Source organism: Amycolatopsis dendrobii, assembly GCF_014145675.1.
Lineage (GTDB): Bacteria > Actinomycetota > Actinomycetes > Mycobacteriales > Pseudonocardiaceae > Amycolatopsis > Amycolatopsis dendrobii.
In genome coordinates, this window is sequence record NZ_JACGZW010000022.1 from 69,655 (window position 1) to 95,252 (window position 25,598).

Annotated in this window: 27 protein-coding genes and 1 riboswitch; of the genes, 15 read left to right on the forward strand and 12 right to left on the reverse strand. The window is 69.5% G+C overall.

Translation table 11 applies throughout. The features are described from left to right. The first annotated feature begins 21 nt into the window (after nt 1-21). A riboswitch (TPP riboswitch) is annotated at nt 22-128 on the forward strand. The 3 genes from thiO to H4281_RS42180 all read left to right on the forward strand — a co-directional run bounded on the left by thiO (nt 125) and on the right by H4281_RS42180 (nt 2,165). Next, nucleotides 125-1,210, forward strand: a complete 1,086-nt coding sequence (gene thiO, locus H4281_RS42170) for a glycine oxidase ThiO (protein ID WP_182896452.1) — start codon at nt 125-127, stop codon at nt 1,208-1,210. It overlaps the preceding riboswitch by 4 nt. Next, nucleotides 1,210-1,410, forward strand: a complete 201-nt coding sequence (gene thiS / locus H4281_RS42175) for a sulfur carrier protein ThiS (protein ID WP_182896453.1) — start codon at nt 1,210-1,212, stop codon at nt 1,408-1,410. Before thiO ends, thiS begins: the two co-directional genes overlap by 1 nt. A gap of 2 nt (nt 1,411-1,412) precedes the next feature. Further along, complete coding sequence (locus H4281_RS42180) at nt 1,413-2,165, forward strand: thiazole synthase (protein WP_037807946.1); 753 nt, start codon at nt 1,413-1,415, stop codon at nt 2,163-2,165. Between the two features lie 43 nt (nt 2,166-2,208). Here H4281_RS42180 and H4281_RS42185 read toward each other — a convergent pair whose 3' ends face one another. Then, nucleotides 2,209-3,153: an NAD(P)-dependent alcohol dehydrogenase gene (locus H4281_RS42185; protein WP_182896454.1), complete on the reverse strand. Its 945-nt coding sequence runs from the start codon at nt 3,151-3,153 to the stop codon at nt 2,209-2,211. 57 nt (nt 3,154-3,210) lie between these two features. On the opposite strand from H4281_RS42185, the gene H4281_RS42190 reads away from it, so the two are divergent. After that, nucleotides 3,211-3,834 carry a TetR/AcrR family transcriptional regulator gene (locus H4281_RS42190; RefSeq protein ID WP_182896455.1) on the forward strand — a complete coding sequence of 208 codons (624 nt, stop codon included), beginning with the start codon at nt 3,211-3,213 and terminating at the stop codon, nt 3,832-3,834. A gap of 143 nt (nt 3,835-3,977) precedes the next feature. Further along, a complete protein-coding gene (locus H4281_RS42195) occupies nt 3,978-4,409 on the forward strand; it encodes a MarR family winged helix-turn-helix transcriptional regulator (RefSeq protein WP_037718524.1) in 432 nt (143 codons plus the stop codon). Here H4281_RS42195 and thiD (H4281_RS42200) read toward each other — a convergent pair. Continuing rightward, complete coding sequence (gene thiD, locus H4281_RS42200) at nt 4,406-5,239, reverse strand: bifunctional hydroxymethylpyrimidine kinase/phosphomethylpyrimidine kinase (protein WP_037807932.1); 834 nt, start codon at nt 5,237-5,239, stop codon at nt 4,406-4,408. The genes H4281_RS42195 and thiD (H4281_RS42200) overlap by 4 nt on opposite strands. A 112-nt stretch (nt 5,240-5,351) precedes the next feature. Between thiD (H4281_RS42200) and H4281_RS42205 the strand changes: the two genes are divergently transcribed. Beyond that, complete coding sequence (locus H4281_RS42205; RefSeq protein WP_182896456.1) at nt 5,352-6,359, forward strand: phosphatidylinositol-specific phospholipase C domain-containing protein; 1,008 nt, start codon at nt 5,352-5,354, stop codon at nt 6,357-6,359. Here H4281_RS42205 and H4281_RS42210 read toward each other — a convergent pair. The 4 genes from H4281_RS42210 to H4281_RS42225 all read right to left on the reverse strand — a co-directional run bounded on the left by H4281_RS42210 (nt 6,356) and on the right by H4281_RS42225 (nt 9,870). Then, nucleotides 6,356-6,559: a hypothetical protein gene (locus tag H4281_RS42210; protein ID WP_116200384.1), complete on the reverse strand. Its 204-nt coding sequence runs from the start codon at nt 6,557-6,559 to the stop codon at nt 6,356-6,358. The genes H4281_RS42205 and H4281_RS42210 overlap by 4 nt on opposite strands. A 16-nt stretch (nt 6,560-6,575) precedes the next feature. Beyond that, entirely contained in the window at nt 6,576-7,400 is an 825-nt protein-coding gene (thiD, locus tag H4281_RS42215; protein ID WP_182896457.1) for a bifunctional hydroxymethylpyrimidine kinase/phosphomethylpyrimidine kinase, read from the reverse strand. Next, entirely contained in the window at nt 7,397-9,040 is a 1,644-nt protein-coding gene (thiC, locus tag H4281_RS42220) for a phosphomethylpyrimidine synthase ThiC (RefSeq protein WP_281390799.1), read from the reverse strand. The genes thiD (H4281_RS42215) and thiC overlap by 4 nt, the downstream gene beginning before the upstream one ends. Before the next feature lie 263 nt (nt 9,041-9,303). Continuing rightward, the gene (locus H4281_RS42225; RefSeq protein WP_182896458.1) at nt 9,304-9,870 is read right to left on the reverse strand and encodes a peptide deformylase; all 567 of its coding nucleotides are present in this window, start codon (nt 9,868-9,870) and stop codon (nt 9,304-9,306) included. A gap of 139 nt (nt 9,871-10,009) precedes the next feature. On the opposite strand from H4281_RS42225, the gene H4281_RS42230 reads away from it, so the two are divergent. Next, on the forward strand, nt 10,010-10,318 hold the full coding sequence (locus H4281_RS42230; RefSeq protein ID WP_067579729.1) for a DUF3263 domain-containing protein: 309 nt from the start codon (nt 10,010-10,012) through the stop codon (nt 10,316-10,318). Continuing rightward, nucleotides 10,315-10,974 (forward strand): LytR C-terminal domain-containing protein, encoded by a 660-nt coding sequence (locus H4281_RS42235; protein ID WP_182896459.1) that lies wholly within the window; start codon nt 10,315-10,317, stop codon nt 10,972-10,974. The genes H4281_RS42230 and H4281_RS42235 overlap by 4 nt, the downstream gene beginning before the upstream one ends. A 220-nt stretch (nt 10,975-11,194) precedes the next feature. Here H4281_RS42235 and H4281_RS42240 read toward each other — a convergent pair whose 3' ends face one another. Together H4281_RS42240 and H4281_RS42245 are read right to left on the reverse strand one after the other, a co-directional pair. Continuing rightward, nucleotides 11,195-13,483, reverse strand: coding sequence for an AAA family ATPase (locus tag H4281_RS42240; RefSeq protein WP_182896460.1), 2,289 nt, complete (start codon nt 13,481-13,483; stop codon nt 11,195-11,197). Nucleotides 13,484-13,537: 54 nt separating this feature from the next. After that, the gene (locus tag H4281_RS42245) at nt 13,538-14,413 is read right to left on the reverse strand and encodes an alpha/beta fold hydrolase (RefSeq protein ID WP_182896461.1); all 876 of its coding nucleotides are present in this window, start codon (nt 14,411-14,413) and stop codon (nt 13,538-13,540) included. Nucleotides 14,414-14,476: 63 nt separating this feature from the next. On the opposite strand from H4281_RS42245, the gene H4281_RS42250 reads away from it, so the two are divergent. Beyond that, on the forward strand, nt 14,477-15,106 hold the full coding sequence (locus H4281_RS42250; RefSeq protein WP_246412725.1) for a winged helix-turn-helix transcriptional regulator: 630 nt from the start codon (nt 14,477-14,479) through the stop codon (nt 15,104-15,106). Nucleotides 15,107-15,116: 10 nt separating this feature from the next. Here H4281_RS42250 and pssA read toward each other — a convergent pair whose 3' ends face one another. The 3 genes from pssA to H4281_RS42265 all read right to left on the reverse strand — a co-directional run bounded on the left by pssA (nt 15,117) and on the right by H4281_RS42265 (nt 17,533). Then, nucleotides 15,117-16,085: a CDP-diacylglycerol--serine O-phosphatidyltransferase gene (pssA, locus tag H4281_RS42255; protein ID WP_182896462.1), complete on the reverse strand. Its 969-nt coding sequence runs from the start codon at nt 16,083-16,085 to the stop codon at nt 15,117-15,119. Between the two features lie 2 nt (nt 16,086-16,087). After that, nucleotides 16,088-16,801 carry a phosphatidylserine decarboxylase gene (locus H4281_RS42260; protein ID WP_182896463.1) on the reverse strand — a complete coding sequence of 238 codons (714 nt, stop codon included), beginning with the start codon at nt 16,799-16,801 and terminating at the stop codon, nt 16,088-16,090. Between the two features lie 441 nt (nt 16,802-17,242). Next, nucleotides 17,243-17,533, reverse strand: a complete 291-nt coding sequence (locus tag H4281_RS42265) for a GlsB/YeaQ/YmgE family stress response membrane protein (protein ID WP_182896464.1) — start codon at nt 17,531-17,533, stop codon at nt 17,243-17,245. A gap of 61 nt (nt 17,534-17,594) precedes the next feature. Between H4281_RS42265 and H4281_RS42270 the strand changes: the two genes are divergently transcribed. Next, a complete protein-coding gene (locus H4281_RS42270) occupies nt 17,595-18,140 on the forward strand; it encodes an ArsR/SmtB family transcription factor (RefSeq protein ID WP_182896465.1) in 546 nt (181 codons plus the stop codon). Further along, on the forward strand, nt 18,137-19,396 hold the full coding sequence (locus H4281_RS42275; protein ID WP_182896466.1) for an MFS transporter: 1,260 nt from the start codon (nt 18,137-18,139) through the stop codon (nt 19,394-19,396). The genes H4281_RS42270 and H4281_RS42275 overlap by 4 nt, the downstream gene beginning before the upstream one ends. A gap of 244 nt (nt 19,397-19,640) precedes the next feature. On the opposite strand, the gene moeA is transcribed toward H4281_RS42275, so the two are convergent. Beyond that, complete coding sequence (moeA, locus tag H4281_RS42280; protein ID WP_182896467.1) at nt 19,641-20,834, reverse strand: molybdopterin molybdotransferase MoeA; 1,194 nt, start codon at nt 20,832-20,834, stop codon at nt 19,641-19,643. A gap of 134 nt (nt 20,835-20,968) precedes the next feature. On the opposite strand from moeA, the gene H4281_RS42285 reads away from it, so the two are divergent. The 4 genes from H4281_RS42285 (at nt 20,969) to groL (ending at nt 25,574) form a co-directional block, all read left to right on the forward strand. Then, complete coding sequence (locus H4281_RS42285) at nt 20,969-21,580, forward strand: AIM24 family protein (protein ID WP_182896468.1); 612 nt, start codon at nt 20,969-20,971, stop codon at nt 21,578-21,580. A gap of 105 nt (nt 21,581-21,685) precedes the next feature. Beyond that, the gene (locus H4281_RS42290; protein WP_009083993.1) at nt 21,686-21,889 is read left to right on the forward strand and encodes a cold-shock protein; all 204 of its coding nucleotides are present in this window, start codon (nt 21,686-21,688) and stop codon (nt 21,887-21,889) included. Nucleotides 21,890-21,960: 71 nt separating this feature from the next. Beyond that, nucleotides 21,961-23,679 (forward strand): serine/threonine-protein kinase, encoded by a 1,719-nt coding sequence (locus tag H4281_RS42295; RefSeq protein ID WP_312872286.1) that lies wholly within the window; start codon nt 21,961-21,963, stop codon nt 23,677-23,679. 266 nt (nt 23,680-23,945) lie between these two features. Further along, the gene (gene groL / locus H4281_RS42300) at nt 23,946-25,574 is read left to right on the forward strand and encodes a chaperonin GroEL (RefSeq protein WP_043827278.1); all 1,629 of its coding nucleotides are present in this window, start codon (nt 23,946-23,948) and stop codon (nt 25,572-25,574) included. The last annotated feature ends 24 nt before the right edge of the window (nt 25,575-25,598 follow it).

A 25,598-nucleotide genomic window follows, 5' to 3' on the forward strand; every position in this document is an offset into this window, starting at 1 on the left:
GTTACCCGCGCGCTACGGTGTGGGAGTCCGCACGGGAGCCCGAGGCAACGGGCTGAGAGGGAGCTGCCGCTCCGACCGTGGAACCTGATCCGGGTCATGCCGGCGCAGGGAGCGTGATTCCACTGTGAACACCAGCACCACAACCGTCACTGTCGTCGGCGGCGGCGTCATCGGGCTGTCCGTTGCCTGGCGCGCGGCCGCCCGGGGATGGCGCGTCACGGTCGTCGACCCGGATCCCGTGCACGGCGGGGCGTCCTGGCTCGCCGGCGGGATGCTCGCGCCGGTCACCGAGGCGTGGCCGGGCGAGGAAGCCGTGCTCAGCCTGGGGGAGGCGTCGCTGCGACGCTGGCCCAGCTTCGCGCGGGAGCTAGTCGCCGAAGGGACCGATCCCGGGCTGGCCGAGCACGGCACGATCGTCGTCGGCTTCGACAGCGCCGACGCCGGGCACCTCGACATCCTCGCCGGGTACCTGCGCTCGCTCGGCCGCGACGTCGAGACGCTCACCGGGCGCGAGGCGAAGCGGCTCGCGCCAGGACTCGGCTCGGTGCGCAGCGGCCTTCATGTGCCGGGCGATTTAGCCGTGGACAACCGGAAACTGCTTACCGCGCTGAGCGAAGCGGCTACGAAGCGTGGGGTCGAGTTCCGCCGCGAGCGGCTCGAGAGCCTCTCCGAAGTGTCTGGTCCGGTGATCCTCGCCGCAGGTGCGTGGACCGGGCAGCTGCATCCGTTGCTGGAGCACGCCGTACGCCCCCTGAAGGGCGAGATTCTGCGACTGCGTCCGCGTCGTGGCTGTCTGCCGCCTCCGCCGTACACGGTGCGCGCGATGGTCGAAGGACGGCCGATCTATCTGGTACCGCGAGAAGACGGCGAACTGGTCCTTGGCGCGACGCAGTACGAAGCCGGTTTCGATCAGGCTGTCACCGCGCGCGGCGTACGCGAGCTGCTGGAAGGCGCGGAACGTATTCTGCCCGGCATCACGGAGTACGAGCTGGTGGAACTCGCCGCCGGACTGCGTGCCGCGAGCCGCGACGCTTTGCCGTACATCGGCGAAGTGAGCGAAGGCGTGTACGCGGCGACAGGACATCACCGCAACGGTTTGCTGATGGCGCCCGCGACTGCGGACGCTGTGGTCGCGTGGCTGGCCGGCGAAGCCCCGCCGCCGGAGGTCGCTGCGGCGACGCCCGCCCGTCTCGAGAAGGAGCGAGTCTGATGGAGATCAAGGTCAACGGCGAATGGCGGGAATTCCCCGACGACAGCACCGTTTCCGCGGTCCTCGACGCGCTGGGAGCGGAACGCCGGGGCGTGGCCGTCGCGGTCAACGGCGAGGTCGTGCGGCGTGGCGAATGGGAAGAAGCGGTCGTGCCGAAGGGCGCGAGCCTCGAAGTGCTGACCGCGGTTCAAGGAGGTTGAGCATGGACGACCTGATCATCGGCGAACACAAGCTGTCGTCGCGATTGATCATCGGCACCGGTGGCGCGGCGAATCTCGAAGTGCTGGAACGAGCGCTGGTCGCGTCGGGCACCCAGCTCACCACCGTGGCGATGCGCCGCGCCGACGCCGAGGGCGGCTCCGGGGTACTGGAGTTGTTGCGGCGCTTGGACATCGAGCTGCTGCCCAACACCGCGGGCTGCCGGACGGCGGCCGAGGCCGTGCTCACCGCCCAGCTGGCCCGCGAGGCGCTGGAAACGAACCTGATCAAACTTGAGGTGCACGCCGACGACCGCACCCTGCTGCCCGACCCGCTGGAAACCCTCGAAGCAGCCGAACGCCTGGTGGCGGACGGATTCACGGTGTTCGCCTATACCAACGACGACCCGGTGCTCGCCCTCCGCCTTGAGGAGGCGGGCTGTGCCGCGGTGATGCCGCTCGGCGCCCCGATCGGTACCGGGCTGGGGATCCGGAATCCGCACAACATCGAGCTGATCGTCTCGCGCGCCTCGGTGCCGATCGTGCTGGACGCGGGAATCGGTACGGCGTCGGACGCAACGCTGGCGATGGAACTCGGCTGCTCTGCGGTGCTGTTGTCGACCGCGGTGACCCGGGCGGCGGATCCGGAACGGATGGCGCTGGCGATGCGGAGCGCGGTCGAGGCCGGGTACTTGGCGCGGGGCGCTGGGCGGGTGCCGCAGCGGTTTTGGGCGCAGGCGTCCAGTCCGCCTCGCTGACGTGCTCGTGAGTGTTTATGCCGGTTCTAACCGGCATAAACACTCACGAGACCTCTACCACCACCTTGCCGCGCACCCCGCCTCCCTCAAGCACCCGATGCGCCCCCGCGATATCCGCCAACGGAAACACCTGATCCACCAACGGTCGCACCAACCCGGCATCGACCCACCGGCTGAGGTCAGCGAGCTGGTCCGCCTTCGGGTTCCCGCTGAAACCGCGCACCCAGCGGTGGGGACGCAGCGAATTCGCCGCCACATAACCGAGCGCGCGGACCGGATGGTCGAGGTCGAACGCGATCGCGACCATCCTTCCGCGCGGAGTCAGTAGTCGCCGGAAGGTGTCGAGGTCCCGGCCGACCGTGTCGAGGATGACGTCGAACTTCCCGAGGCTGCCCGGAGCGCGGTAGTCGAGTGCCACGTCCGCGCCGAGTTCTCTTGCCAGCTCTAGGTTCTTGGCGCTCGTCAGCCCGGTCACGTGCGCGCCCATCGCTTTGCCGAGCTGCGTCGCCACAAAACCGACCCCGCCCGTCGCGCCGCGGATCAGCAGGCGTTCGCCGGGTTTCAGATGGGCTTTGTCGCGCAGCGCGGTAATCGCGGTGGTGCCCGCCGGCAGCGACGCGGCCTGCACGGGATCGAGCCCGGCAGGCACGTGGTCCAGCTGATCCGCGGCCATCACGTAGTACTCCGCGGCAGTGCCCATCCGCCGCCCGCCGCCCCAGACGAGGTCGCCGGCGGAGAACCGGCTCGTGCCCGGTTCGACCACCTCTCCGACCAGGTCCACGCCGATCCGTTTGGGGAAACGCTTGCCGCTGAACGGAAGCAGCTTTCCGGACCGCATCGCGAGTTCGCCGCCGTTGACCGTCAGCGCGCGCACCCGGACGAGGACTTCGCCAGGGCCGGGCACTGGTCTCGGGACGGTGGCCTCGCGCAGGACTTCCGGCGGTCCGTAGCGGTCGTAGGTGATGGCTCGCATCGAAGTGGAGGGCATGTTCCACTTCTAGCACGGAAAGTGGAAAGGGTCTTCCGATTCGCGTAAAGTGAGAGAGTGCCGGAAAAACCGACTCGGTTGCGCACCGACGCCGCCCACAATCGCGCGCAGATTCTCGACGTCGCGAAGCGCACGTTCGAGACCGAAGGCCTGGACGTGTCGATGAGCGAGCTGGCGCGCCGCGCGGGCCTCGGCGTGGCCACGGTGTACCGACATTTCCCGACCAAGGCCGACCTGGTCGCCGATGCCTTCGCCGAGCCGATGGCCGAATGCGCGGGGATGCTCGACGAGGCGCTCGCCGACCCCGATCCGTGGCGCGGGTTCTGCCGGGTGATCGAGGAAGTGTGCGCGATGCAGGCGCGCAACCACGGGTTCTCCGCGGCGATCGTGACCGCGCTGCCGGAGCAGGTGCGGTTCGCGGAGTTGCGGGACCAGGCGTTGCGGGCGTTCACCGAGTTGATCCGCAGGGCGCAAGATGCCGGTGCGCTGCGGGCCGACTTCGCGGTTTCCGACCTGTCCTTGATCTTGCTGGCGAACGGCGGGCTGCGGTCGGGCGCGGGAGCCGCGGCACCGGCGGCGTCGCGTCGGCTCGCGGGCTACCTGCTGCAGTCGTTCCGGGCGGAGGCCGCCACGCCGCTGCCGCCGCCCGCGGAGCTTCCGCTCGACGTGTCTGTGCTCTGAATGGGCGGCCAAGCTGCACAAATAGTCGGGTAATGGTGATTTCGCCCGCGCTTGACACGGATTGAGCACGGGTACGCCGTATGGTTGACGGCACCCTTTCCGGCGCACCCAGCGGCGGGCACCAGCGTCAGAAGGAGCCGATCGTGACTCTTTCCTCGGTCCAGGACGTAACGGGCCGGTTGTATCTAGCGGTGGGGCGGCTTTCCCGCTCGCTGCGCCAGGCGGGCGCGCCCGGGCCTGGACACGGGTCGATCTCCGCGCTGGCCACGCTCGTCCACTTCGGCGAACTTCGCCTCGGCGACCTCGCCGCGAAGGAAGGCGTCGCGGCGGCCACGATGTCGCGGATCGTGGCCACGCTGGTGGAGGCCGGTTACGTCACCCGCGAGTCCGACCCGGTCGACCGCCGCGCCTGGCTCGCCCGCGCCACCGAGGAAGGCGAACGCCTCGTCTCCGGCGTGCGCTCCACCCGAGTGCAGGAACTCAACCGCCGCCTCGACCGCCTCACGCCCGAGGCCCGCGAGTCGATCATCGCCGCGCTGCCCGCGCTGGAAGCCCTGATCTCCGACGAGGGCTAACGCTCTTCCGGGGCGAGCCGCCAGAACGCCGACACGGGGCCGACTTTCGCGCCCATGGGGTAGGAGTGTTCAACGGCCTGCGAGACGAACCATTTGCCGTAGCGCGCCGCTTCGACCACGGGCATGCCCTTGGCCAGTCCAGCGGTCAGCGCGGACGCCATGGTGTCGCCAGCCCCGTGCGTGTGCGGCGTCTGCCAGCGCGGGCCGGGCAGTTCCACGAAGGTCGAACCGTCGAAGAGCAGGTCGACGCATTCCGGGTCGGACTGCAGGTGGCCGCTCTTCACCAGCACGTACTTCGGGCCTAGCTGGTGCAGCACGACGGCCGCGGTGTGCATGCCTTCGCGGTCGGTCACCGTCATGCCGGTGAGCAGGCGCACCTCGTCCAGATTCGGGGTGAGGACGGTGGCGCGCGGCAGGAGTTCGTCGCGCAGCGCGGCGAGGCCGTCGTCGTCGAACAGCGACTGTCCGGTCATCGCCGCGGCCACCGGGTCGACCACGAACGGGATCGCGCCGTCGCGGCCGATCCCGGCCTTGTCGCAGGCCGCCGCGACCGCGTGGATGATCTCCGCGGACGCGAGCATGCCGGTTTTCGCCGCGCCGACGCCCATGTCCGCCGCGACCGCCTCGATCTGCCCGGCGACGATGTGCGGCGGCAGGTCGGCGCGGTCGTGCACGCCGAGCGTGTTCTGGACGGTGACCGCGGTGACCGCGACCAGGCCGTGCACCCCGCAGGTGAGGAAGGTCCGCAGGTCCGCCTGCAGTCCGGCGGCCCCGCCGGAATCCGATCCGGCGATGGTGAGCGCGGAGGGCGGGCTCGGGTTCTCAGTCATGTGCGCGTTCCGACTTCTGGTCTGGTCCATTGAGGCAACTGTGCTTCATTCACAGTCCACCACGATGGCACAGTAAGCGTTCGTGCTGGTCCCCGTGACGAAGGAGACATCAGTGAAGCTCGCCGCGGCCGGTCTCCTGCTCTTGTCCACGCTGGCGGTACCGGGGGTCGCCAGCGCGGACAGCCCCCAGCTTTCGCACGTGACCACGGTCGGCGTGCACAACACCTACGACCCGGCCGCGTACCCGTACCTCGCGCAGGCGCTGGACAACGGCTCCTCCCTGCTCGAACTCGACGTCTGGCCGGACTTTTTCACCCACGAGTGGAAAGTCAGCCACTCCAATCCGCTCGGCAACGGCAACAACTGCGTCGACGCGCATTCGGCGGCCGACCTTTACTCGGGTGGCGCCAACAAGGATCTCGAATCGTGCCTGGACGACATCCGGATCTGGCTCGGCGCCCATCCCGGCCGCGGGCCGCTCACCCTGAAGATCGAAATGAAGACCGGTTTCTCGGCGAATACCGGCCTCGGCCCGGCCCAGTTGGACGCGGCGTTCCGCGACCACCTCGGTGACGCGGTGTTCAAGCCCGCCGATCTTCTCGGCAGCCACGCCACACTGGATGAAGCGTCCAAAGCGGACAATTGGCCGACGTTGGACGCCTTGCGGGGCAAAGTGCTCACCGAGATCATCCCCGGCACCGTCGAAGAAGGAAATCCGACCGACACGCTGCACACCGATGTCGAGTACGCCCGTTATCTGCTTGAGCAGAAAGCGGCCGGAAAACTGAATTCGGTGCAGATCTTCCCGACTGTGCACGGTGCCGCGAGCGGCGATCCGCGCGACAAGTACTCCGCGGAGCAGAAACCGTGGTTTGTCGTTTTCGACGGGGACGCGAGCGAATGGCTCGCGAAGGCCGGAATGTCCTGGTACGACGAAAACCACTACTACGTGGTGATGACGGACGCCCAGAACGTCGCGCCCGCCATCGACGACCGCAACCCGACCGTCGACCAGGCGGTTCAGCGCGTCGCCGAACTGGCCAGGCAGCACGCGTCCGTGGTGACGTCCGACTGGACCGGTCTCACGACCGTGCTGCCGACGGTGGATTCGCGCGGCTAGAACCGCGGCGGCGGCTTCAGCACCGACATCCGGTATTGGTACACCGCTTGCGCTTCGGCGATCCCCGGCCGGGGCGTGACGCCCGATTTGCGGATCGTTTTGACCGCCGAAGCGGTGCGATGCTCGGTGACCAGGCCGTCGACCTCGTGCTGCACCTCAAGCGGCAGCCTCGCCCACAACGCTTCCGGTGTCTCGCTCATCCGGTCAGTGTCGCATTCACTGCGGGTTCGCGAGTCGCCAGAACGGGGAAACCGGGCCGACGCCGGCACCGAGCGGATACGCCTCCAGGACGCAGCGTTCGATGAACCGCTTCGCCTCCGCGACCGCGGTGGGCACGTCCGCGCCCTTCGCGAGCGAGGACGTGATCGCGGACGCCATGGTGTCGCCGCCGCCGTGGGTGTTTTCGGTGTCGATGCGCGGGCCGCTCAGTTCGATGACCGCCGAGCCGTCGGTGAGCAGATCGACGCAGTCGACGGCGTCGTAGAGATGTCCGCCCTTCACCAAAACCCATTGGGAACCGAACTCCAGCAATGCTTCCGCGGCTGCGTGCTGGCTCTTCGTGTCGGTGACGCTCACGCCGGTCAGCAGCCGGACCTCGTCGAGATTCGGCGTGATGAGCGTGGCGCGGGGGAACAGTTCCGTCCGGATCGCTTCCAACGCTTCTTCGCGGAGCAGTGCGTGGCCGGTCATCGACGCGGCCACTGGATCGACTACGAACGGCGTGTCCGTTGTGCGTCCAATGTGGACTTCGTCCAGCGTTTTCGCCACCGCCTGAATGATCTCCGCGGTAGCGAGCATGCCGGTCTTCGCCGCGTTGACGCCCATGTCCTCGGCGACCGCTTTGATCTGCGCGGTGACGACGTCGACCGGGATCTCGGAGAACCCTTGCACGCCAAGCGAATTCTGCACGGTGACCGCGGTGAGCGCGACCAGCCCGTGCACTCCGTTGGCGAAGAACGTGCGCAGGTCCGCCTGCACGCCCGCACCACCGCCGGAATCGGATCCGGCGATGGTGAGGGCGGTACAGGGCGTGACTGTCACTGGTTGACCACGGGCAGGTAGACCTTGTTGCCCTGCTCGGAAAACTCCGCAGACTTCTCGGCCATGCCCGCCTCGATCGCCTCCACAGAGGACAGACCGTGCTCCTCGGCGTACTTGCGCACGTCCTGGGTGATCCGCATCGAGCAGAACTTCGGCCCGCACATCGAGCAGAAGTGCGCGGTCTTGGCCGGTTCCGCGGGCAGCGTCTCGTCGTGGAAGGACCGCGCGGTGTCCGGGTCGAGCGACAGGTTGAACTGGTCGTTCCAGCGGAATTCGAAGCGGGCCTTGGACAATTCGTCGTCCCAGTCCTGCGCGTACTGGTGGCCCTTGGCGAGGTCGGCGGCGTGCGCGGCGATCTTGTAGGTGATCACGCCGGTCTTGACGTCGTCGCGGTTGGGCAGGCCGAGGTGCTCCTTCGGCGTGACGTAGCACAGCATCGCCGTGCCGTACCAGCCGATCTGCGCCGCACCGATCGCCGAGGTGATGTGGTCGTACGCCGGAGCGATGTCCGTAGCGAGCGGGCCGAGCGTGTAGAACGGCGCCTCGCCGGTGAGCTTTTCCTCAAGCTCCACATTTTCCTTGATCTTGTGCATCGGCACGTGGCCGGGGCCCTCGATCATCACCTGCACGTCGTGCTCGCGCGCGATGTGCGTCAGCTCGCCGAGGGTTTCCAGCTCGGCGAACTGGGCGCGGTCGTTGGCGTCCGCGATCGAGCCGGGGCGGAGGCCGTCGCCGAGCGAGAACGTGACGTCGTACTCGCGCAGGATCTCGCACAGCTCGGAGAAATGCGTGTACAGGAAGGATTCCTGGTGGTGCGCGAGGCACCAGGCGGCCATGATCGACCCGCCGCGGCTGACGATGCCGGTGACCCGGCGCGCGGTCAGCGGGATGTAGCGCAGCAGCACGCCGGCGTGCACCGTCACGTAGTCGACGCCCTGCTCGCACTGCTCGATGATGGTGTCGCGGTAGATCTCCCAGGTGAGCTTTTCCGGCTCCCCGTTGACCTTTTCCAGCGCCTGGTAGATCGGCACGGTGCCGACCGGGACCGGCGAGTTGCGCACGATCCACTCGCGCGTCTCGTGAATTCGCTTGCCGGTGGAAAGGTCCATGATCGTGTCGGCTCCCCAGCGGGTGGCCCACACCATCTTGTCGACCTCTTCCTCCACAGAGGACCAGACGGCCGAGTTCCCCATGTTGGCGTTGATCTTCACCAGGAAGTTCTTGCCGATGATCATCGGCTCGGTCTCCGGGTGCTTGCGGTTGGCCGGAATCACCGCGCGACCGCGGGCGACCTCGTCCCGCACGAACTCCGGAGTACAGCGTTCGCGCGCGGCGATGAACTCCATTTCCCGGGTGATCACCCCGGCTTTCGCCCAGCCGAGCTGGGTGTTGTGTTCCCGCCCGTCGGCCCAGCCGGACCTGAGCGGGTGCAGTCCTTTGTGGACATCGATGTTCGCGTCCGGATCGGTGTAGGGGCCGGACGTGTCGTACACGTCGAAATGCTCCCCGTTCGACAGATCGATCCGCCGCGCCGGAACCCGCAGGCCGGATTCAGTGCGGTGGTAGACCTTCCGCGAGCCGGTGATCGGCCCGGTGGTGACGGACGGGGCGATGGCACCCTGATTTTCCAGCGTCGTCAACGACGTTCACTCCCTACGCCGGCATTACCCGGTCAGGTTCATGCGGTCGGTGACGCCGGGTGTCCGCGAGATGGACACCAGCCACCCTCTCAGCCCGCCAAGGCGCGAGCTCCCGCGTTGCATTCGGTTGAGGTTGCTCGTCCGACGATGCCATGCGACGTCGGGTCGGCACAACCCTGCCGCCCGTCTGGCCGAAGGACAACGAAGGCCTCCCCGGGAAAATCCGGGGAGGCCTTCGGGAAAATCAGGCGGCGCGGCGCGGGTCAGGCGTCCGCGGGTTCCTTGGGCGGCAGCCAGGTCAGGCCGGGCACGCCCCACTTGTTCTTCTTCAGCATCTTCTTCGCCGCGCGCGCGTGGCGGCCGACGAGCCGGTCGAGATAAATGAACCCGTCGAGGTGATCGGTCTCATGCTGGAGGCAGCGCGCGAAGTAACCGGTGCCCTCGACCTCGATCGGATTTCCCTCGACGTCGAAGCCGGTCACCTTGGCCCACGTGGCGCGCCCGGTCGGGTACGACTCGCCGGGGGCGGACAGGCAGCCCTCCCAGTCGTCGTCCGGGTCCGGCATGGTCTCCGGGATCTCGGAGGTCTCCAGCTTCGGGTTGACCACCACGCCCTTGTGCTCGACGCCCTCGTCGTCCGGGCAGTCGTATACGAATACCCGCAGGTCGAGTCCGATCTGGTTGGCCGCGAGGCCCACGCCCTCGGCCGCGTACATGGTCTCGAACATGTCCTCGACGAGGGTGGCGAGCTTGTCGTCGAACTCGGTGATCTCGCGCGTGGGCTGGTGCAGCACGGGTTCGCCGGCGATGCAGATGGGGTGGACGGTCACGGACGCCGAGTTTAGTCGGACCCTTCTGCTACACCTGGATCGGACCGTGACGCGCCGGGTCGGATGCCCATGTCGAGCATGGGTTCCGTGGTTCAATGGCGCCCGCGGAAGGACTGCCGACACCGATTGCGAGGACCGCATGGACGCCGCGGAGTCGATGGCTGGAGACCAGCCGTCGCCGCCGGAAAATGTCGGTGGCCTGACCGAACGCGAACTGGACATTCTCGCGTTCGAGCGGCAGTGGTGGCGCCACGCCGGGGCGAAGGAGAACGCTATCCGGGAGCGCTTCGGACTGTCTTCCACCCGTTACTACCAGTTGCTGAACACGCTGCTGGCCAAGCCGGAGGCCGTCGCGGCCGATCCGATGCTGGTCAAGCGGCTGCGCAAAACGCGCGCCGCCCGTCAGCGCAAACGCGGGGCCCGGCGGTTGGGGATCGAGCTGTCATGAGCGTCTTCTCGGGACTGTCCCGGCCGTTGAAGGCCGCGGGAGTCGCGCTGATCGGGGTCGCGGTCGTCGCCGCCGTCATCGGCGGGGTCACCGTGCTCAATACGAGCGGGGACCAGAACGCCGGGCCGAGCACGTCCGGCGAGCCCACCGCGCCCGGCGGATCGTCGTCCGCGCCGTCGTCGTCCTCGGCGCCCAGCTCCGCACCGTCGTCGCCCGCTTCGTCGTCGGCTCCTGCCTCGTCGTCCGCCGCGTCCTCGGCTCCGGCGTCGAGCCAGGCCGGGCAGCCCGGCGGCCAGCCGGGCCAGCAGCCAGGGCAGCCGGGCCAGGCGGGCCCGGACCAGCAGGCCTCGAACAAGTGGGTGACCCTGCGGGTCTACAACAACTCGCTGATCAAGCACCTCGCCGAACAGGCCGCCGCCGATTTCCGCGGGTCGGGCTGGAACGTCGCCGAGGTCGGCAACTACTCGCAGGGCAACATCCCGGCGACCACCGCCTACTTCCGGCCGGGCACCGACGAGGAAGCCGCCGCGAAACAGCTGGCCAAGGAGTTCGGCTTCCAGGCCCAGCCCCGGTTCGACGGCATCCAGAACTCGAGCCCTGGCGTCATAGTGATCATCACGAAGGACTACCAGCCCGGCGGCCACCAGGGCAGCTGACCTTTTCCGATACCGATGACAGCCCGCGCTACGGCGCGGGCTTTGTCATGTTTGCGGTGCCCGGCTGCGGCCCTGCGCGGCCGTCGTCGACCATCTGCCGCCACGTAGCGAGCACCTCGCCTGGCCCCAATGCCACATTGGGTGCATGCGACGCACCCAATGTGGCGTTCGGTGCGTCTGATGCACCCAATGCCACATTGGGGCGGTTGCCGAGGCGTCCTCAGCGTTCCTGCTGAGCCTGCGCGTAAGCCTCCAGCGTCGCCAGCTGCGCGGCGTCCAGCGAAGGCCGCACCGCCTCGCGCGCCTTCTCCAGATGCGCCGCGGTCACCTCGCGTGCCTCCAACGACTCGCGCATCGCGGTCAGCGCCGCCTCCCGGATCAGTGCGGCGCAGTCGGCGGCCGAGTAGCCCTCAAGTGCCTCCGCGGTGGCCGCGAGGTCCACATCGGACGCCAGCGGGGTGTGCTTCGCCGTCGCGGCGAGGATCGCGGCGCGGGATTCGGCGTCCGGCGGCGGGACGTAGATCCGCCGCTCCAGCCGTCCGGGACGCAGCAGGGCCGGGTCGACCAGTTCGGGCCGGTTCGTCGCGCCCAGCACGACGACCTCGCGCATCGGCTCTACGCCGTCCAGTTCGGTGAGCAGCGCGGCGACCACGCGGTCGGCAACGCCGGAGTCGGACGACTGGCCGCGGCGCGGGGCGAGCGCGTCGATCTCGTCGAGGAAGATCAGCGATGGGGCGGCGTCGGCGGCCCTGCGGAAGAGGTCGCGGACCGCGCGTTCCGATTCGCCGACCCATTTGTCCAGCAGTTCCGCGCCCTTGATCGCGAACACGTTCAGCGCGCCGGTGCCGGCGAGCGCCCGGACCAGGAACGTCTTGCCGCCGCCAGGCGGGCCGTACAGCAGCACGCCGCGCGGCGGTTCGATGCCGAGCCGGGCGAACGAGTCCGGGTAGCGCAGCGGCCACAGCACGGTTTCGGTGAGCGCTTCCTTGACCGACGTCATGTTGCCGACGTCGTCCAGGGTCAGGCCGCCGGTCGCCAGGTTGTCCGAAGTGGACAGCGAGATCGGCCGGACGGTGGCCAGCGCGTCGAGCAGGTCCTGCTGGGAGATCTTGGGTTCGTCCACGTCCCGCTGCCGCAGCGCGGCCCGCAACGCCGCGTCCCGGCGCAGGGCGAGCAGGTCGGCGGCGACGAAACCGGGCGTGCGTTCGGCGAGTACGCCCAGGTCGGCACCGGATTCGACCGGCACGTCGCGGAGCAGGATCCGCAGCAGTTCGACGCGGGTTTTCGCCTCCGGCAGCGGCAAGCCCAGTTCGCGGTCGAGCAGGTCGGCCCCGCGCAGCCGCGGATCCACCGACTCGGCCCGCGCGGTCGTGGCCACCACAGCCAGTCCGTTCCGGCGCAGCGCGGCGCGCAGTTCCTCCAGCACCACCGTGGCCACTGGCGGCGGCTGGGTGGCCGGGAGCAGCGCGTCGATGTCGTTGATCAGCAGCACGCCGGGACCGTCGCCGTCCGCGGCCCGGTCGATGGCCTCGCGCAGCGATCGGTGGGCCGCATTCGGTTCCAGCACCGAGATATTCGGCGCGGTCACCGACACCACGCGCACCTTCTCCGCCGCGGCGACCGACCGCACCAGCGTCGCCTTGCCGACGCCCTCCGGGCCCGACAGCAGCACGCCCAGATGCGCCGAAGTGCGCAGCTTCGCCAGCAGTTCCGGCCGGTGGAACGCCAGATCGAACCACTCGGCCAGTTTGCGTGCCGCGCCCTCGGCCCCGACCAGATCGGCGACCGGCACCGGCTCGTCCAGCTCTTCCTCGCGGGCCTCGGTGACGACCTCTTCGACGATCTCCGCTTCGAGGTAATCCTCGGCGGCGGTGACCGCAGTGGTGCGGACGAGCGCGGTCGCGGAGCGCGCCGGCGGTTCGCTGGTCGGCGTGCCAGTGCGGGCCCCGTCCCGCCAGCTGACCACAGTGGACGGTCCAACCACGACGACACCAGCCGGTTCCGTCGCCGTGACGGTCAGCAGTTCGTTCGTCCAAGTCGCCCCGATCACGCGGGACAACTGCCCGCGCACGGCGGCGACGTCCGAGCCCGGCGCGGGCGCGAGGTCTTGCGGCAACAGGGAAACCGCGTCGCCGCGGGTCAGAACCTTGCCGGTGAGCGCGAGCCGCAACGTCTGCGGCGACACCGAAACCGACGCCAGCCGGGACCCGGACACGGTGACCGTCCGGGCAGCGGTCACCTCCGCCGGCGAGACCACGACCTCGCCGCCCTCCGCGACGCCGAGGTTCGACATGGTGACGTCGTCGGTCAACACGACCCCCGGCGTCGCCTCCTCCTCGGCAGGCGCGGCCAACGCGGCACTGCGCCGCGCGCCGGTGAGGTGCACGGCGTCCCAGGCCCGCAGGCCGAGCGCGTCGAGCACTTCCGGGTGCAGCCGGACAACCCCCCGCCGCGCGTCGAGCGCGGACGGCGTGTGCCGGACGGTCAGGGTGATCTGCGGATCGCTCACGCTGCTCACCCTAATGAACCGATGGGCGGTTATGCGCGAACGAGAGGACCGCGCCTACTGCGTCGCGGACCAGCCGCGGATCGCGGCGACGAACTCCTCGGGCGCGTCGGACTCCACGTAAAGCCCGACGCCGTCGAGAGCCACCGTCTTGTGGTCGGGGAAGGACGCTTCCAGTCGTTCGCGTTCCCGGGGCCGGAAGCCGATTTGCGCGTTGCCCCACACGATCAGAGTCGGCAGCTTGGCGAGGTCGGGAAGGCCCGCCTCCACCTCGGCGAAAAACGCCCGGCTGGCGAGGATTCGACTGGGGAGCACGCCGGAGGCCTGGCGTCGCTCGGGCGTGTCCATCGCGCGGAGGTAGTGGGCTGTCTCCGCCGCGGTCAGTTTCCGCTTTCGGTGGCCCATCGGGAGGAACGCCTTGGCGACAAGGTTGAACTGCCGGGCCAGGAAGCGGATCGGAGGTCCGCCTGCGATGCGGCCGAACGCCTCGAAGTACGGGTCGCCGTTGACCGGCCAGGCCCAGGCGTTGACGAGAACCAGTCGCTCGAAGACACCGGGACGACGCTGTGCGGCGGCGAGGCCGATCGGCCCGCCCCAGTCTTGCCCGACCAGGGTGAGGGCGCTGAGCCCGAGCGCGTCCACGAACCCGGTGACCACGTCGGCGTGCTCCTCGGGCAGATAGCGGTAACCGGGCCGCGCCGCCGACAGCCCGAAGCCCGGGTAGTCGAGAGCGACGCACCGGAAGTCGTCGCGCAGGGCGCGGATCACGTCGCGCCAGAGGAACGACCAGGTCGGATTGCCGTGCAGGAGCAGGAGGGTCGGACCGGATCCCTCGTCGACGTAATGCACGGTGTGCCCGTCGATGTCGGCGAAGCGGCTCTTGAACGGGAACAGCTCGTCGTCCACCCAGGCGGGACGTGCGCGCTCAGCCATCTCGGCCCCCTCGACGCTATGCTTGAGAAAGACAAGCGTACTTGAGATTGTCAAGCAGAGGACATGATGCGCGGTTACGGCCAGTACTGCGGGCTCGCCCGGTCCCTCGAAATCGTCGGCGACCGGTGGAATCTGCTCATCGTCCGCCAGCTCTTGATCGGCCCGGCGCGCTACCGGGACCTGATCGGCGGACTCCCGGGCATCGCGACCAACCTGCTCGCTGACCGGCTCCGCGATCTTGAGGCCGCGGGCGTGCTCGAGCGGCAGCTGGCAGGCAAGGGCAGCGCGGTCGAGTACGCACTCACGCCGTGGGGTGCCCAGCTGCGCGAGCCGATCGAGAGCCTGATCCGCTGGTCCGCGCCGTTGATGACCCGCGGCCCGCAGGGCGATTCCTTCCGTCCCGAATGGCTCGCGCTCGCCCTTCCCGCACTGCTCGACGCCCGGGTCAAGATCCAGGCCGCGGCGACGGTCGGCCTGGAGGTAGGCGGTGCGCCTTTCCAGCTCCGCGCCACGCGGTCGGGCTTCGAGGTCGGCCCGCAGGACGGCCTTGATTTCGACGCCACCGTCCGCGCTGATCCGGCCTGCGTCCTCGGTCTTGCCGCGGGCGCTCTCGCGCTCGACGACGCGCGTGCGCTCGGGATGATCGAGATCGACGGTGCCGAATCTGTGGTTCGTGCCGTGTTTGGCGCCTGACGAGGCCGGACTATCGGCGCCGGATGCCGATCCGACGCCAGCTGCGCCGCCGCTGGGTGGGGCCGGACGTGGCCGAGCTGTGGTCCCGTTCGCGCAGATTCCGGCTCCGCACGAGGTCCGAGTTCGTCCGCCGCACCGCGCGCATCGCCGCACCGGCGACGCGGCCCGAGGCCGGACGCAACCGCAACCGTCGGTGGCTGCGGGCCCGGCGGATCGCACGGCGTTCGCGCGGCGGAACTTCCCAGGCTTCTGGGTGCGCGGCGAGCCAGCGGTGCCGGTAGACCGAGTACGGGATGTGCAGCAGGTACAGCACCAGCGCGACCGCCAGCGCCGCCAGCGGGAACACGATGATCGCGGCGGCCAGCAGGCCGACTCCCACCAGCAGCGGCGCGATCGCCTTCGCCGGGGCTTTGACGGTCTTCAGCGACAGCGTCGGGATGCGGCTGATCAGCAGCGCGGCGACCGCGATGGTCCAGACGAGCACCACGTACTGCTCGGACCACCAGCCCTCGCCCCACTGCAGCGTGGCGATCAGCGGCAGCATCGCGACCAGGCCGCCGGCGGGCGCGGGCACGCCGACGAAGAATTCGGCGGCGTACGGCGGCTGGTCGGTGTCGTCGAGCAGCGTGTTGAAGCGGGCGAGCCGCAGGATCATGCAGACCGCGAAGATCAGCGACGCGACCCAGCCGATGCGGTCGCCGTGCGCCTGCCAGACGTAGAGCACCAGCGCGGGCGCGACGCCGAACGAGATGCCGTCGGACAGCGAGTCGAGTTCGGCGCCCATCTTGGACGTCGCGTCGAGCAGGCGGGCGATGCGGCCGTCGAGGCTGTCGAGGACGGCGGCGATGCCGATCGAGCCGATCGCCATCGCGTAGTTGCCGGTGAGGGCGAACTGCACCGAGGAAAGTCCGGCGCAGAGCGCGAGCACGGTGATCGCGTTCGGCAGCAGCCGGACGCCCGGGGTGGTCACGCGGACCATGGTCAGCTTTCTCCCTGCGCAGGAAGTTCGGCGAGCACGGTTTCGCCGCCGACGGTCCGCTGGCCCTTGGCCACCACGACCCGGCTGCCCGGCGGCAGGTAAGTGTCGACGCGCGAGCCGAAGCGGATGATGCCGTAGGTCTCGCCAGCGGACACCTTGTCGCCCTCGCGGACGTCGCACCGGATGCGGCGCGCGACCAGCCCGGCGATCTGCACGACGACGAGCTCGTGGCCGTCGACGGTGTGCAGCACCAGCGAATTGCGCTCGTTGACCTCGCTCGCCTTGTCGAGGTCCGCGGAAAGGAACTTGCCCGGCTTGTACGCCACCTTCGAGATCACGCCCGCCGCCGGCGTGCGCTGGACGTGCACGTCGTAGACCGACAGGAACACGCTCACCCGCATCCGCGGTTCGGCGGGAAGGCCGAGCTCGGCGGGCGGGACCGCTTCCTCGATGAGCGAGACGGTGCCGTCGGCGGCCGAGATCGCGACGTTGTCCCGCACCGGGGGCACGCGCTTCGGCTCGCGGAAGAACGCCGTCATGCCCGCGGTGGCCAGCGCGCCGACCACGCCGAGGCGCTTGGAGAACCGGCGCAGCACGAATGTCGCGGCGAGGCCGCCGAGAAGGAACGGCCGTCCTGCCGGGTGCATCGGCGGGAACGTCTCGCGGGCCAGCTGGACAGCGTGCGCGAGGGGGTTACCGGTGGGCTGGCCGCTCATGGGTCGAGTTCCCCGCTGTTCGTCTCGGTCGGTGTAAGGGTCCGATTTGGGCTTCCCCACGCTACCGCCCGCCTGCGGCGGACCCGGCGGCCCCTGGTCGTAAGGGTTGCCCCGCCGCGGGTGGGCGCGACCACAAACCGGTAACGACGCGTCGAACAATCCGATAACACCGGGTAGTTGACGCCGCTCGGGACCGGTGCCCGGGCCGACCTGGCGAGGGAGACGATGGCGGTACCCGATCTGCTCGCGCGGCTCTTGCGCGACTGGCGCCGGGATGTCCTTTCGGTGCCCGTTCCCCAGCTCGTCGACTCTGTTCACGCCGCTCGGCTCGTGCGGAACGCGGCCCGGGTGCATGCGTCCCCCGACGAAGCACGCACCCGGGCGCGGAACGGATCAGTTTAGCCCGCGGCCCAGGTGTTCTGACAGATCGTCGGGAAACCGTTACCAACGGTCACGATCGCGCCGGCTCGAGGTCGCGGCGCTGACCAGCCGCAACACGAGCAGCAGCACGATCGCGCCGAGGACGGCGACGCCGAAGCTCGGGAAATCGAATTCGAACTGTTGCTGCTCACCGGTCGCGAGCCGGTAGATGAAGCCGCCGAGGGCTGCCCCGACCACGCCGACGAGCACGCTCACGAGACAGCCCTGCCGCTGCCGTTCCCGGCCGCCGACCACGAGGTTCGCGATCCAGCCGACCAGCGCGCCGAAGACGATCCACAGGATGATGCCCATGTCCGCGAGGATACCTGCGGGCTATTGCACAAGAGTTCTTGTACAACTACTCTTGTGCATCATGGAGGTCCGTGATTCCCAGGTGCTGGCCGCGATGTCGCATCCGCTGCGCCGCCGCCTGCTGGACATGCTGAAACTCGACGGTCCGGCCACCGCGTCGGTGCTCGCGGAGAAAACCGGCCAGGCGGTGGGCAATGTGAGCCACCACCTGAAGGTGCTCTCCGGGGCCGGGTTGGTGGTCGAGGCGCCGGAGTTGGCGCGAGACCGGCGGGAGCGGTGGTGGCGGCGTCCTTCCGGCACGTTGTCGTGGGCCACTTCGGACTTCGCGGGGGATCCGGTGGCGGAGGTCGCGGAGACGGTGAGCCTCGATCGGCAGATGACGTTGTCGCGGGGCTGGCTCTCGGAAATGGAAACAGCCCCGGAGCAGTGGTGCGACGCGTGGTTCTCTTCCGATGCGTGGATGCGGTTGACGCCCGCGGAATTGGCGGAGCTGAACGATCGGGTTTCCGCGCTGTTCGAGGAATTCGGCGCCAAGGCGGCGGCGGATCCGTCGACGGAACGGGAGCCGGTTTTCGTGTTCGGGCGCGGTTTCAGAGCGCAGCCGTGAGAGGCGCCGCGTTCCGTCTCTTGTGGACTGGACAGACGGTCAGCACGGTCGGCAGTGCGGTCGCGAGTGCGTCAGTTCCGTTGGTGGCGTTGCTGGTGCTGCACGCTTCGACCTTCGAAGTCGCGTCGCTGACCGCGGCCGCTTGGATTCCCTGGCTCGTGGTGGGTCTGCCTGCCGGTGCTTGGGTCGACCGGTGGCCTAAGCGGCGGGTGATGCTGGTCTGTGACGTTGTCCAGATGGCTGCGTTCCTCGCGGTGCCCATTTCGTGGGTTTTGGGTTCTCTTTCTTTCGCGATGCTCTTGGCCGCGGCTTTGATTGGCGGCTTCGCCCAGGTTTTCTTTTCCCTCGCCTATCGGGCTTTCCTCCCGTCCGTTGTGGACGATGCTGACTTGTTGGGAGCCAACGTCCGGCTCCAGGGCGCGGAATCCGCCGCGCAAGTGGGCGGCCCTGGTTTGGCCGGACTGCTGGCTTCGGCGTTCGGACCGGTCAGCGGTGTGCTCGTGGATGCGTTGAGCTTCGGGTTTTCCGCACTGTGCCTGGGTTTCCTGCGCGCCGACGAGCCACCCCCGCGCCCGCGAACACGCTTGCGCGCCGAAATCGCCGAGGGAATGCGGATCGTGGCGCGGGACCCTTACCTGCGCGTCATGGTCCTCTCCGGCGCGGTCGCGAACCTGGCACTGAACGGCTTTTACGCGGTGGCAGTGGTCTTCCTGGTCGACGATTTGGGCCAGGGCCCGGGTGGCGTCGGACTTGTGCTCGCCTTGGCGGAGGCAGGCGGGGTGCTAGGCGCGACGCTGGTGAGCCGGTTCGCCCGACGGACCGGTACGGCTTGGGGTTTCCTGTGGTGCGAGGTGCTGGTTGTCCCCGCGATGCTGCTCGGCCCGTTGACCCGGCCCGGGTGGGGTTTGACGCTGTTCGTCCTTGCGGGAGCGGGCATCGCGGCGGGCGTGGTGGGGTCGAACGTGCTGGGCGCGACGTTTCGGCAGCGGTATTGCCCGCGCCATCTCTACGGCCGGATCAGCGCGAGCTCGTCGATGGTCAACTACGGCACGATCTCGCTGGGCGCCCTGGCGGGCGGAGCGCTCGGACAGGCGGCCGGGGTGCGGGTGGCGATGTTCGCGATGGTGGGTGTTCAGCTGGTGTCGCTGGGGGTGCTGCTGATGGGGCCGTTGCGGCGGGAGCGGGACTTTCCCCAAGTCGCGCTTGCTGTGGACAACCCGGCTGAAGGGGCTGGGGTTGTCGGTGGGGGCGGATAGACTGGACAAGGGCCGTCCCCCGGAGAGGGCGGGGGCTGCGTTGGCGGGGGCTGCGTTGGCGGGGGCTGCGTTGGCGGGGGCTGCGTTGGCGGGGGCTGCGTTGGCGAAGAACGTCTGGCGTGCGGAACCCGGCTGCTGCGCGGCGAGAAGCGGCACCGAGTCACGAGCGTGACGACGGTCGGCCGGTTGACGCAGGAACGGCAAAGGGCTGCCGCCAGCAGCCCACCAACCCGCTCAGCCAGAGCTAAAGCAGCAGCACCTCAACCTCATCCCCCTCCGAAGCCGCCGAAACCTCCTCCGGCAGCACGATCAAGCAATTCGCCTGGGTAAACGCCGCCAGCAAATGCGACCCCGGCCCGCCGCGCGGCCCGACCACCCCGGTCACCTCGCCGAGCACCGGCGTGAAGAACCCCCGCCGATACTGCCGCCGACCAGCCGGGGAAGGCATGTCCTCGGTCAGCCGAGCCCGCACCCGCCGGCGGTCCACGTCCGAATGGCCCATCGCCGACAGCACCGCCGGACGGAGAAACGCCTCGAAGGACACCAGCACACTCACCGGATTTCCCGGCAGCGTCACCACCGGCACGCCGTTCCACCGGCCGCATCCCTGCGGTCCGCCCGGTTGCATCGCGATTTTCTGGAATTCCACGCCTTGTCCGGTCAGTGCGTCCTTCACGACCTCGTAGGCGCCCGCCGACACCCCACCGGACGTGATCAGCAGGTCCGCCGACTCCAGGCGCGGTTCGATGATCTTGCGGAATTCCTCCACGTCGTCCACCACGCTGCGCACGACCTCGACCTGGCAGCCGAGCTCCCGCAGCGCCGCCGCCAGCATCACGCTGTTCGACTCGTAGATTTGCCCGTGCTGCAACGGGTTCGGGGCCTCCACCAGCTCCGTTCCGGTCGACACCACCAGCACCGACAGCGGCCGGAACACCTCCAGTTCCGCCAAGCCGACCGCCGCGGCGAGGCCGAGGTGCGCGTGGCTCAGCACGGTGCCCGCGTGCAGCGCGATCGTCCCCTCGGTGACGTCCTCGCCGATCCGGCGGATGTGGTTGCCGACAGAAGCCGCGCGGGAGATCCGGACTTCCGACGTGCCGCGGTCGGTGTCCTCGACCATCACGATCGCGTCCGCGCTCGGCGGCAGCGGCGCGCCGGTCATGATCCGCTGAGCGGTACCCGATTCGAGCGGTTTGACGTCGACCCGGCCGGCCGGGATGTCGTCGGCCACGGGGAGCGTCACCGGCACCTCGGCGACGTCCGCGGCGCGCACGGCATACCCGTCCATCGCCGAGTTGTCGAACGGCGGCAGCGCCACCCCGGCGAGCACGTCGCGGGCGAGGACGAGCCCGGCCGCATCGGCGACGGGAACAGTACGAACGGGCGCGCGGCCGAGCAGTTCGGTCACGGTCTCGCGGTAGGCGTCGACGGAGATCACGCGGACCATCCTCCCTCTTGCTGCCCGTCGTGCAACACTCTCCCGGCACAAGCCGGGGAGTACGGGGAGAGTTCTGATGCAGTTTCGGGTCCGCAACCAGCACGGGCGCGCCGCGCTCGCGACGCCCCGCTGACATGCGCGTCCACACCAGGCACACGCCGGGGTTCGGCGTCGCCCGCGTGCTGCTCGCCCCCGGCGAAGCCGTGCAGGCCGCCGCGGAATCGTTGCTGGCCAGCAGCTTCAACGTCGCCGAGACGAACCAGAACCGAGGGCGCAAGGGCGGCCGTTCGGTGTTCACCGCGCCGCAGGAAGGCGGCTGGGTCGACCTGGCCCCGCTCGGTCCCGGCGACGTCTATCCGCTCGAATTGACCGGTTCCACCGGCTGGTCGGTGCACCGCGAGGGCGTGCTGGCCCGGCCGAGCACGGTCCGCGTCGACCAGAACTGGGCCCCGCTGCAGCAGTTGTTCGGCGCCGATTCCGGATTTCTCGAGCACTACAGCGGCCGCGGTCCGCTGCTGCTCACCGCACCCGGCCCGGTGGACTCGTTCGACCTCGGCCGCGGCGAGATCGTCACCGTGCGCCCGGACTACCTCCTCGCCTATCCCGACACGGTGCAATGCCGGTTGCGCGCACTCGACCCGAGCGGCCCGCAATCACTGCGCACCGGCGAAGGACTCGTCCTCGATTTCGCCGGACCGGGAACCGTGCTCGTCCAATCGCGCAACCGGCGAGTATCGCAGGCGTAAGGGGATTCTGCCGATTACCCCATTGCCGGGAGCGCTGATTCCGGTAGCGTGAACTCCACTTCGCACGCTGATGGACAGCGGATTTTGGTCCCGAGGGAGGGCGCCGTGGCAGTCGGCACCGTCAAGTGGTTCAACTCGGAAAAGGGCTACGGGTTCATCGAATCCCCCGAAGGTCCGGACGTCTTCGTTCACTATTCGGCCATCCAGGCCGACGGATTCCGCACCCTCGACGAGGGCGACCGGGTGGAGTTCGAAGTCCAGTCCGGCCGCGACGGCCGAAGCCAGGCCGCGGACGTCCGCAAGGTCTAGCGAGGCAGGTCCGCTGACCGGTTGGGCGAACCGCCAGTGGCAGCGGATACCGGCGCGTTAAGCTGCGCTGCGTGACAGGCGACGTGTCGGGGGACCTCACCGGTCGCCAGCTGGGCCACTACCGCATCGACTCGGTGCTCGGCAAGGGCGGCATGAGCGTGACCTACCAGGCCACGGACACGCGGCTCGGCCGCAAGGTGGCGCTGAAGGTCATCGGCGACCACCTGGGAGCCGACGCCGAGTTCCGCGAACGGTTCGTCGACGAGGCCCGCAACACCTCCGCGATCGACCACGCCAACGTCGTCCCGCTGTACGACTTCGGCGAACTCGACGGCATGCTCTACATCGCCATGCGGATGGTCGACGGCGGCGACCTCGCCGGCCTGATGTCCGCGGGCCCGATCAGCCCGTCCCGCGCGCTCAGCCTGCTCGACCAGGTCGCCGACGCCCTCGACACGCTGCACAACCACGGCCTCGTCCACCTCGACGTCAAACCGGCCAACGTCCTCGTCACCAGCCGCGAGACCTCCCGCGAGCACGTCTACGTCGCCGACTTCGGCCTCACCCGCCGCGGAGCCACCGGCCACCGCACCCGCGGCGGCGACTTCCTCGGCTCGCCCACCTACGCCGCCCCGGAACACCTGCGCGGCGAACCGCTCGACGGCCGCACCGACCAGTACGCCCTCACCTGCGTCCTGTTCGCCTGCCTGACCGGCAACCCGCCCTTCCGCGGCGACGTCCCGACCGTCATCAAGGGCCACCTCGGCGGGGAACCGCCGTCGGTGGCGAGCGTGGTCGCGCTCCCGGCCGCCGTCGACGACGTCATCCGCAAGGGCATGGCGAAAAACCCCAACGACCGCTACCCGAACTGCGTCGCGATGATCGCCGCGGCCAGGGTCGCGCTCGGCCCGCTCGCGACGTCGGACACCCCGCCGGGCCCCGCCCGGCCGAACGGACTTCCGGAGGCGGGCATGCAGCAAGGACCTGGCGGCGCGGGCGCACCTGGGCCTGGCGGACCTGGAGCCGGTGGTCCCGGTGGTCCTGGTCCCGCTGCTGGCGGACCCGGTGCCGGTGGACCCGCTGGCCCTGGCGCTGGTCCCGGTGGACCGGGCGCGCAGCCGGGAAGTCCCGGAGCCGCGGGTCAGGGCGCTCCCGGCGTTGGCGCGCCGGGCGGCCAGGGCGTCCCCGGCGCCTGGGGTGCTCCGCAGCCCGGCCAAGGCGGATACCCCGCCCAAGGCGGCTACGGCGGCCCCGCCGGTTACGGCAACCAGCCCGGTTATCCAGCACAGCCCGGCCAGCCCGGCCAGCCGCAGCCCGGCCAGCAGGCTTACCCCGGCCAAGCCCCGGCAGGCCCGCCGCCCGGCTACGGCTACCCGGGCCAGCCCGGCCTGGGCCAGCAAGCACAACAGGGCCCTCCACCCGGCTACGGCGGCTACCCGAACCAGCCCGGCTACCCCGCCCAGCCCAACCAGCAGGGCCATCCGAACCAGGCCTTCGGCGACCCGATGCGGCTGCGTCCGCCGTCCCCGGCGGGCGGCGCGGGCGCGTTCGAAAAGCAGCCCAAGAGCGGCGGCCTGAAGTGGCTGTGGATCGCGCTGGGCGTACTGGTCGCGGCCGGGATCGTCGTCGGCGCGATCTTCCTCTTCGGCGGGGACGACAACGGCAGCGGCGGGACCGCTCCGGCGTCCTCGGCTCCCAACATCCCGGTCGGTCCCGGCGGCTCGAAGTCGGCCGGTCCGTCGTCGCTGCGCCCGCCGCCGTCGTCGATCCACATCCAGCCGAGCCACTGACCCGGCCGACCTGCTGCGGAAGCGCACCGACGCTGACCTGCGCTCCTTGCACTCGACCCCGGAGAGTGCTAAACACGGCATTGGCACTCGACGCCGTCGAGTGCTAGGCGAGCGGTCACCGACCGCCTGCCTGAAGGTCGGGACGGTGAGGCTGACCCACCGGTCAGTCGTCCGTCGCGGGCACCGAGCCTGGCCGAGGACGTGTCCTGCTGCCGCCGCTGGAGACAGCGCGGCGGTGGCGCCCAATACCGGAGGACCACACCGCAATGGCCAAACTGATCGCGTTCGACGAGGACGCCCGCCGCGGTCTTGAGCGCGGCTTGAACACCCTCGCCGAAGCCGTCAAGGTGACCCTCGGCCCGCGGGGCCGGAACGTCGTGCTCGAAAAGAAGTGGGGCGCGCCGACGATCACCAACGACGGTGTCTCCATCGCCAAGGAGATCGAGCTCGAGGACCCGTGGGAGAAGATCGGGGCCGAGCTCGTCAAGGAAGTTGCCAAGAAGACCGACGACGTCGCGGGCGACGGCACCACCACCGCCACCGTGCTCGCCCAGGCGCTCGTGCGCGAGGGCCTGCGCAACGTCGCGGCCGGCGCCGACCCGATCTCGCTCAAGCGGGGCATCGAGGCGGCCGTCGAGGCCATCACCGAGCAGCTGCACAAGGCCGCCGTCCAGATCGAGACCAAGGAGCAGATCGCTGCTACCGCCTCGATCTCGGCCGCTGACCGCACCATCGGCGAGCTGATCGCCGAGGCGCTGGACAAGGTCGGCAAGGAAGGCGTCGTCACCGTCGAGGAGAGCAACACCTTCGGGCTCGAGCTGGAGCTCACCGAGGGCATGCGCTTCGACAAGGGCTACGTGTCCGGTTACTTCGTGACCGACCCGGAGCGCCAGGAAGCCGAGCTGGAGGACCCGTACGTCCTGCTCTTCGGTTCCAAGATCTCCAACGTCAAGGACGTCCTGCCGCTGCTGGAGAAGGTCATCCAGTCCGGCAAGCCGCTCCTGATCATCGCCGAGGACGTCGAGGGCGAAGCCCTGGCGACCCTGGTCGTCAACAAGATCCGCGGCACCTTCAAGTCCGTCGCCGTCAAGGCCCCGGGCTTCGGCGACCGCCGCAAGGCGATCCTGCAGGACATCGCGATCCTGACCGGCGGCCAGGTCATCTCCGAGGACGTCGGCCTCAAGCTGGAGAACGCGGACCTGTCGCTGCTGGGCCGCGCCCGCAAGGCCGTCATCACCCGGGACGAGACCACCATCGTCGAGGGTGCCGGCGACGCGGACCAGATCCAGGGTCGCGTCAACCAGATCCGTGCGGAGATCGAGAACTCCGACTCGGACTACGACCGCGAGAAGCTGCAGGAGCGGCTCGCGAAGCTGGCCGGCGGCGTTGCCGTCATCAAGGCCGGCGCCGCGACCGAGGTCGAGCTGAAGGAGCGCAAGCACCGCATCGAGGACGCGGTGCGCAACGCCAAGGCCGCCGTGGAAGAGGGCATCGTCGCCGGCGGTGGCGTGGCCCTGATCCAGGCTGCCGAGGCCGCTTTCGCGGGCCTGAAGCTGACCGGTGACGAGGCCACTGGCGCGAACATCGTCAAGGTCGCCGTCGAGGCTCCGCTCAAGCAGATCGCGATCAACGCCGGTCTCGAGGGCGGCGTCGTGGCGGAGAAGGTCAAGGGCCTGCCGCAGGGCCACGGCCTGAACGCCGCCACCGGCGAGTACGAGGACCTGCTCGCGGCCGGTGTTCCGGACCCGACGAAGGTCACCCGCTCCGCGCTGCAGAACGCCGCTTCCATCGCGGCGCTGTTCCTGACCACCGAGGCTGTCGTCGCGGACAAGCCGGAGAAGGCTGCTGCCGCTCCGGCCGACCCGTCCGGCGGCATGGGTGGCATGGACTTCTGAGTTCGGCTGCTTTTCCGGCGAAGC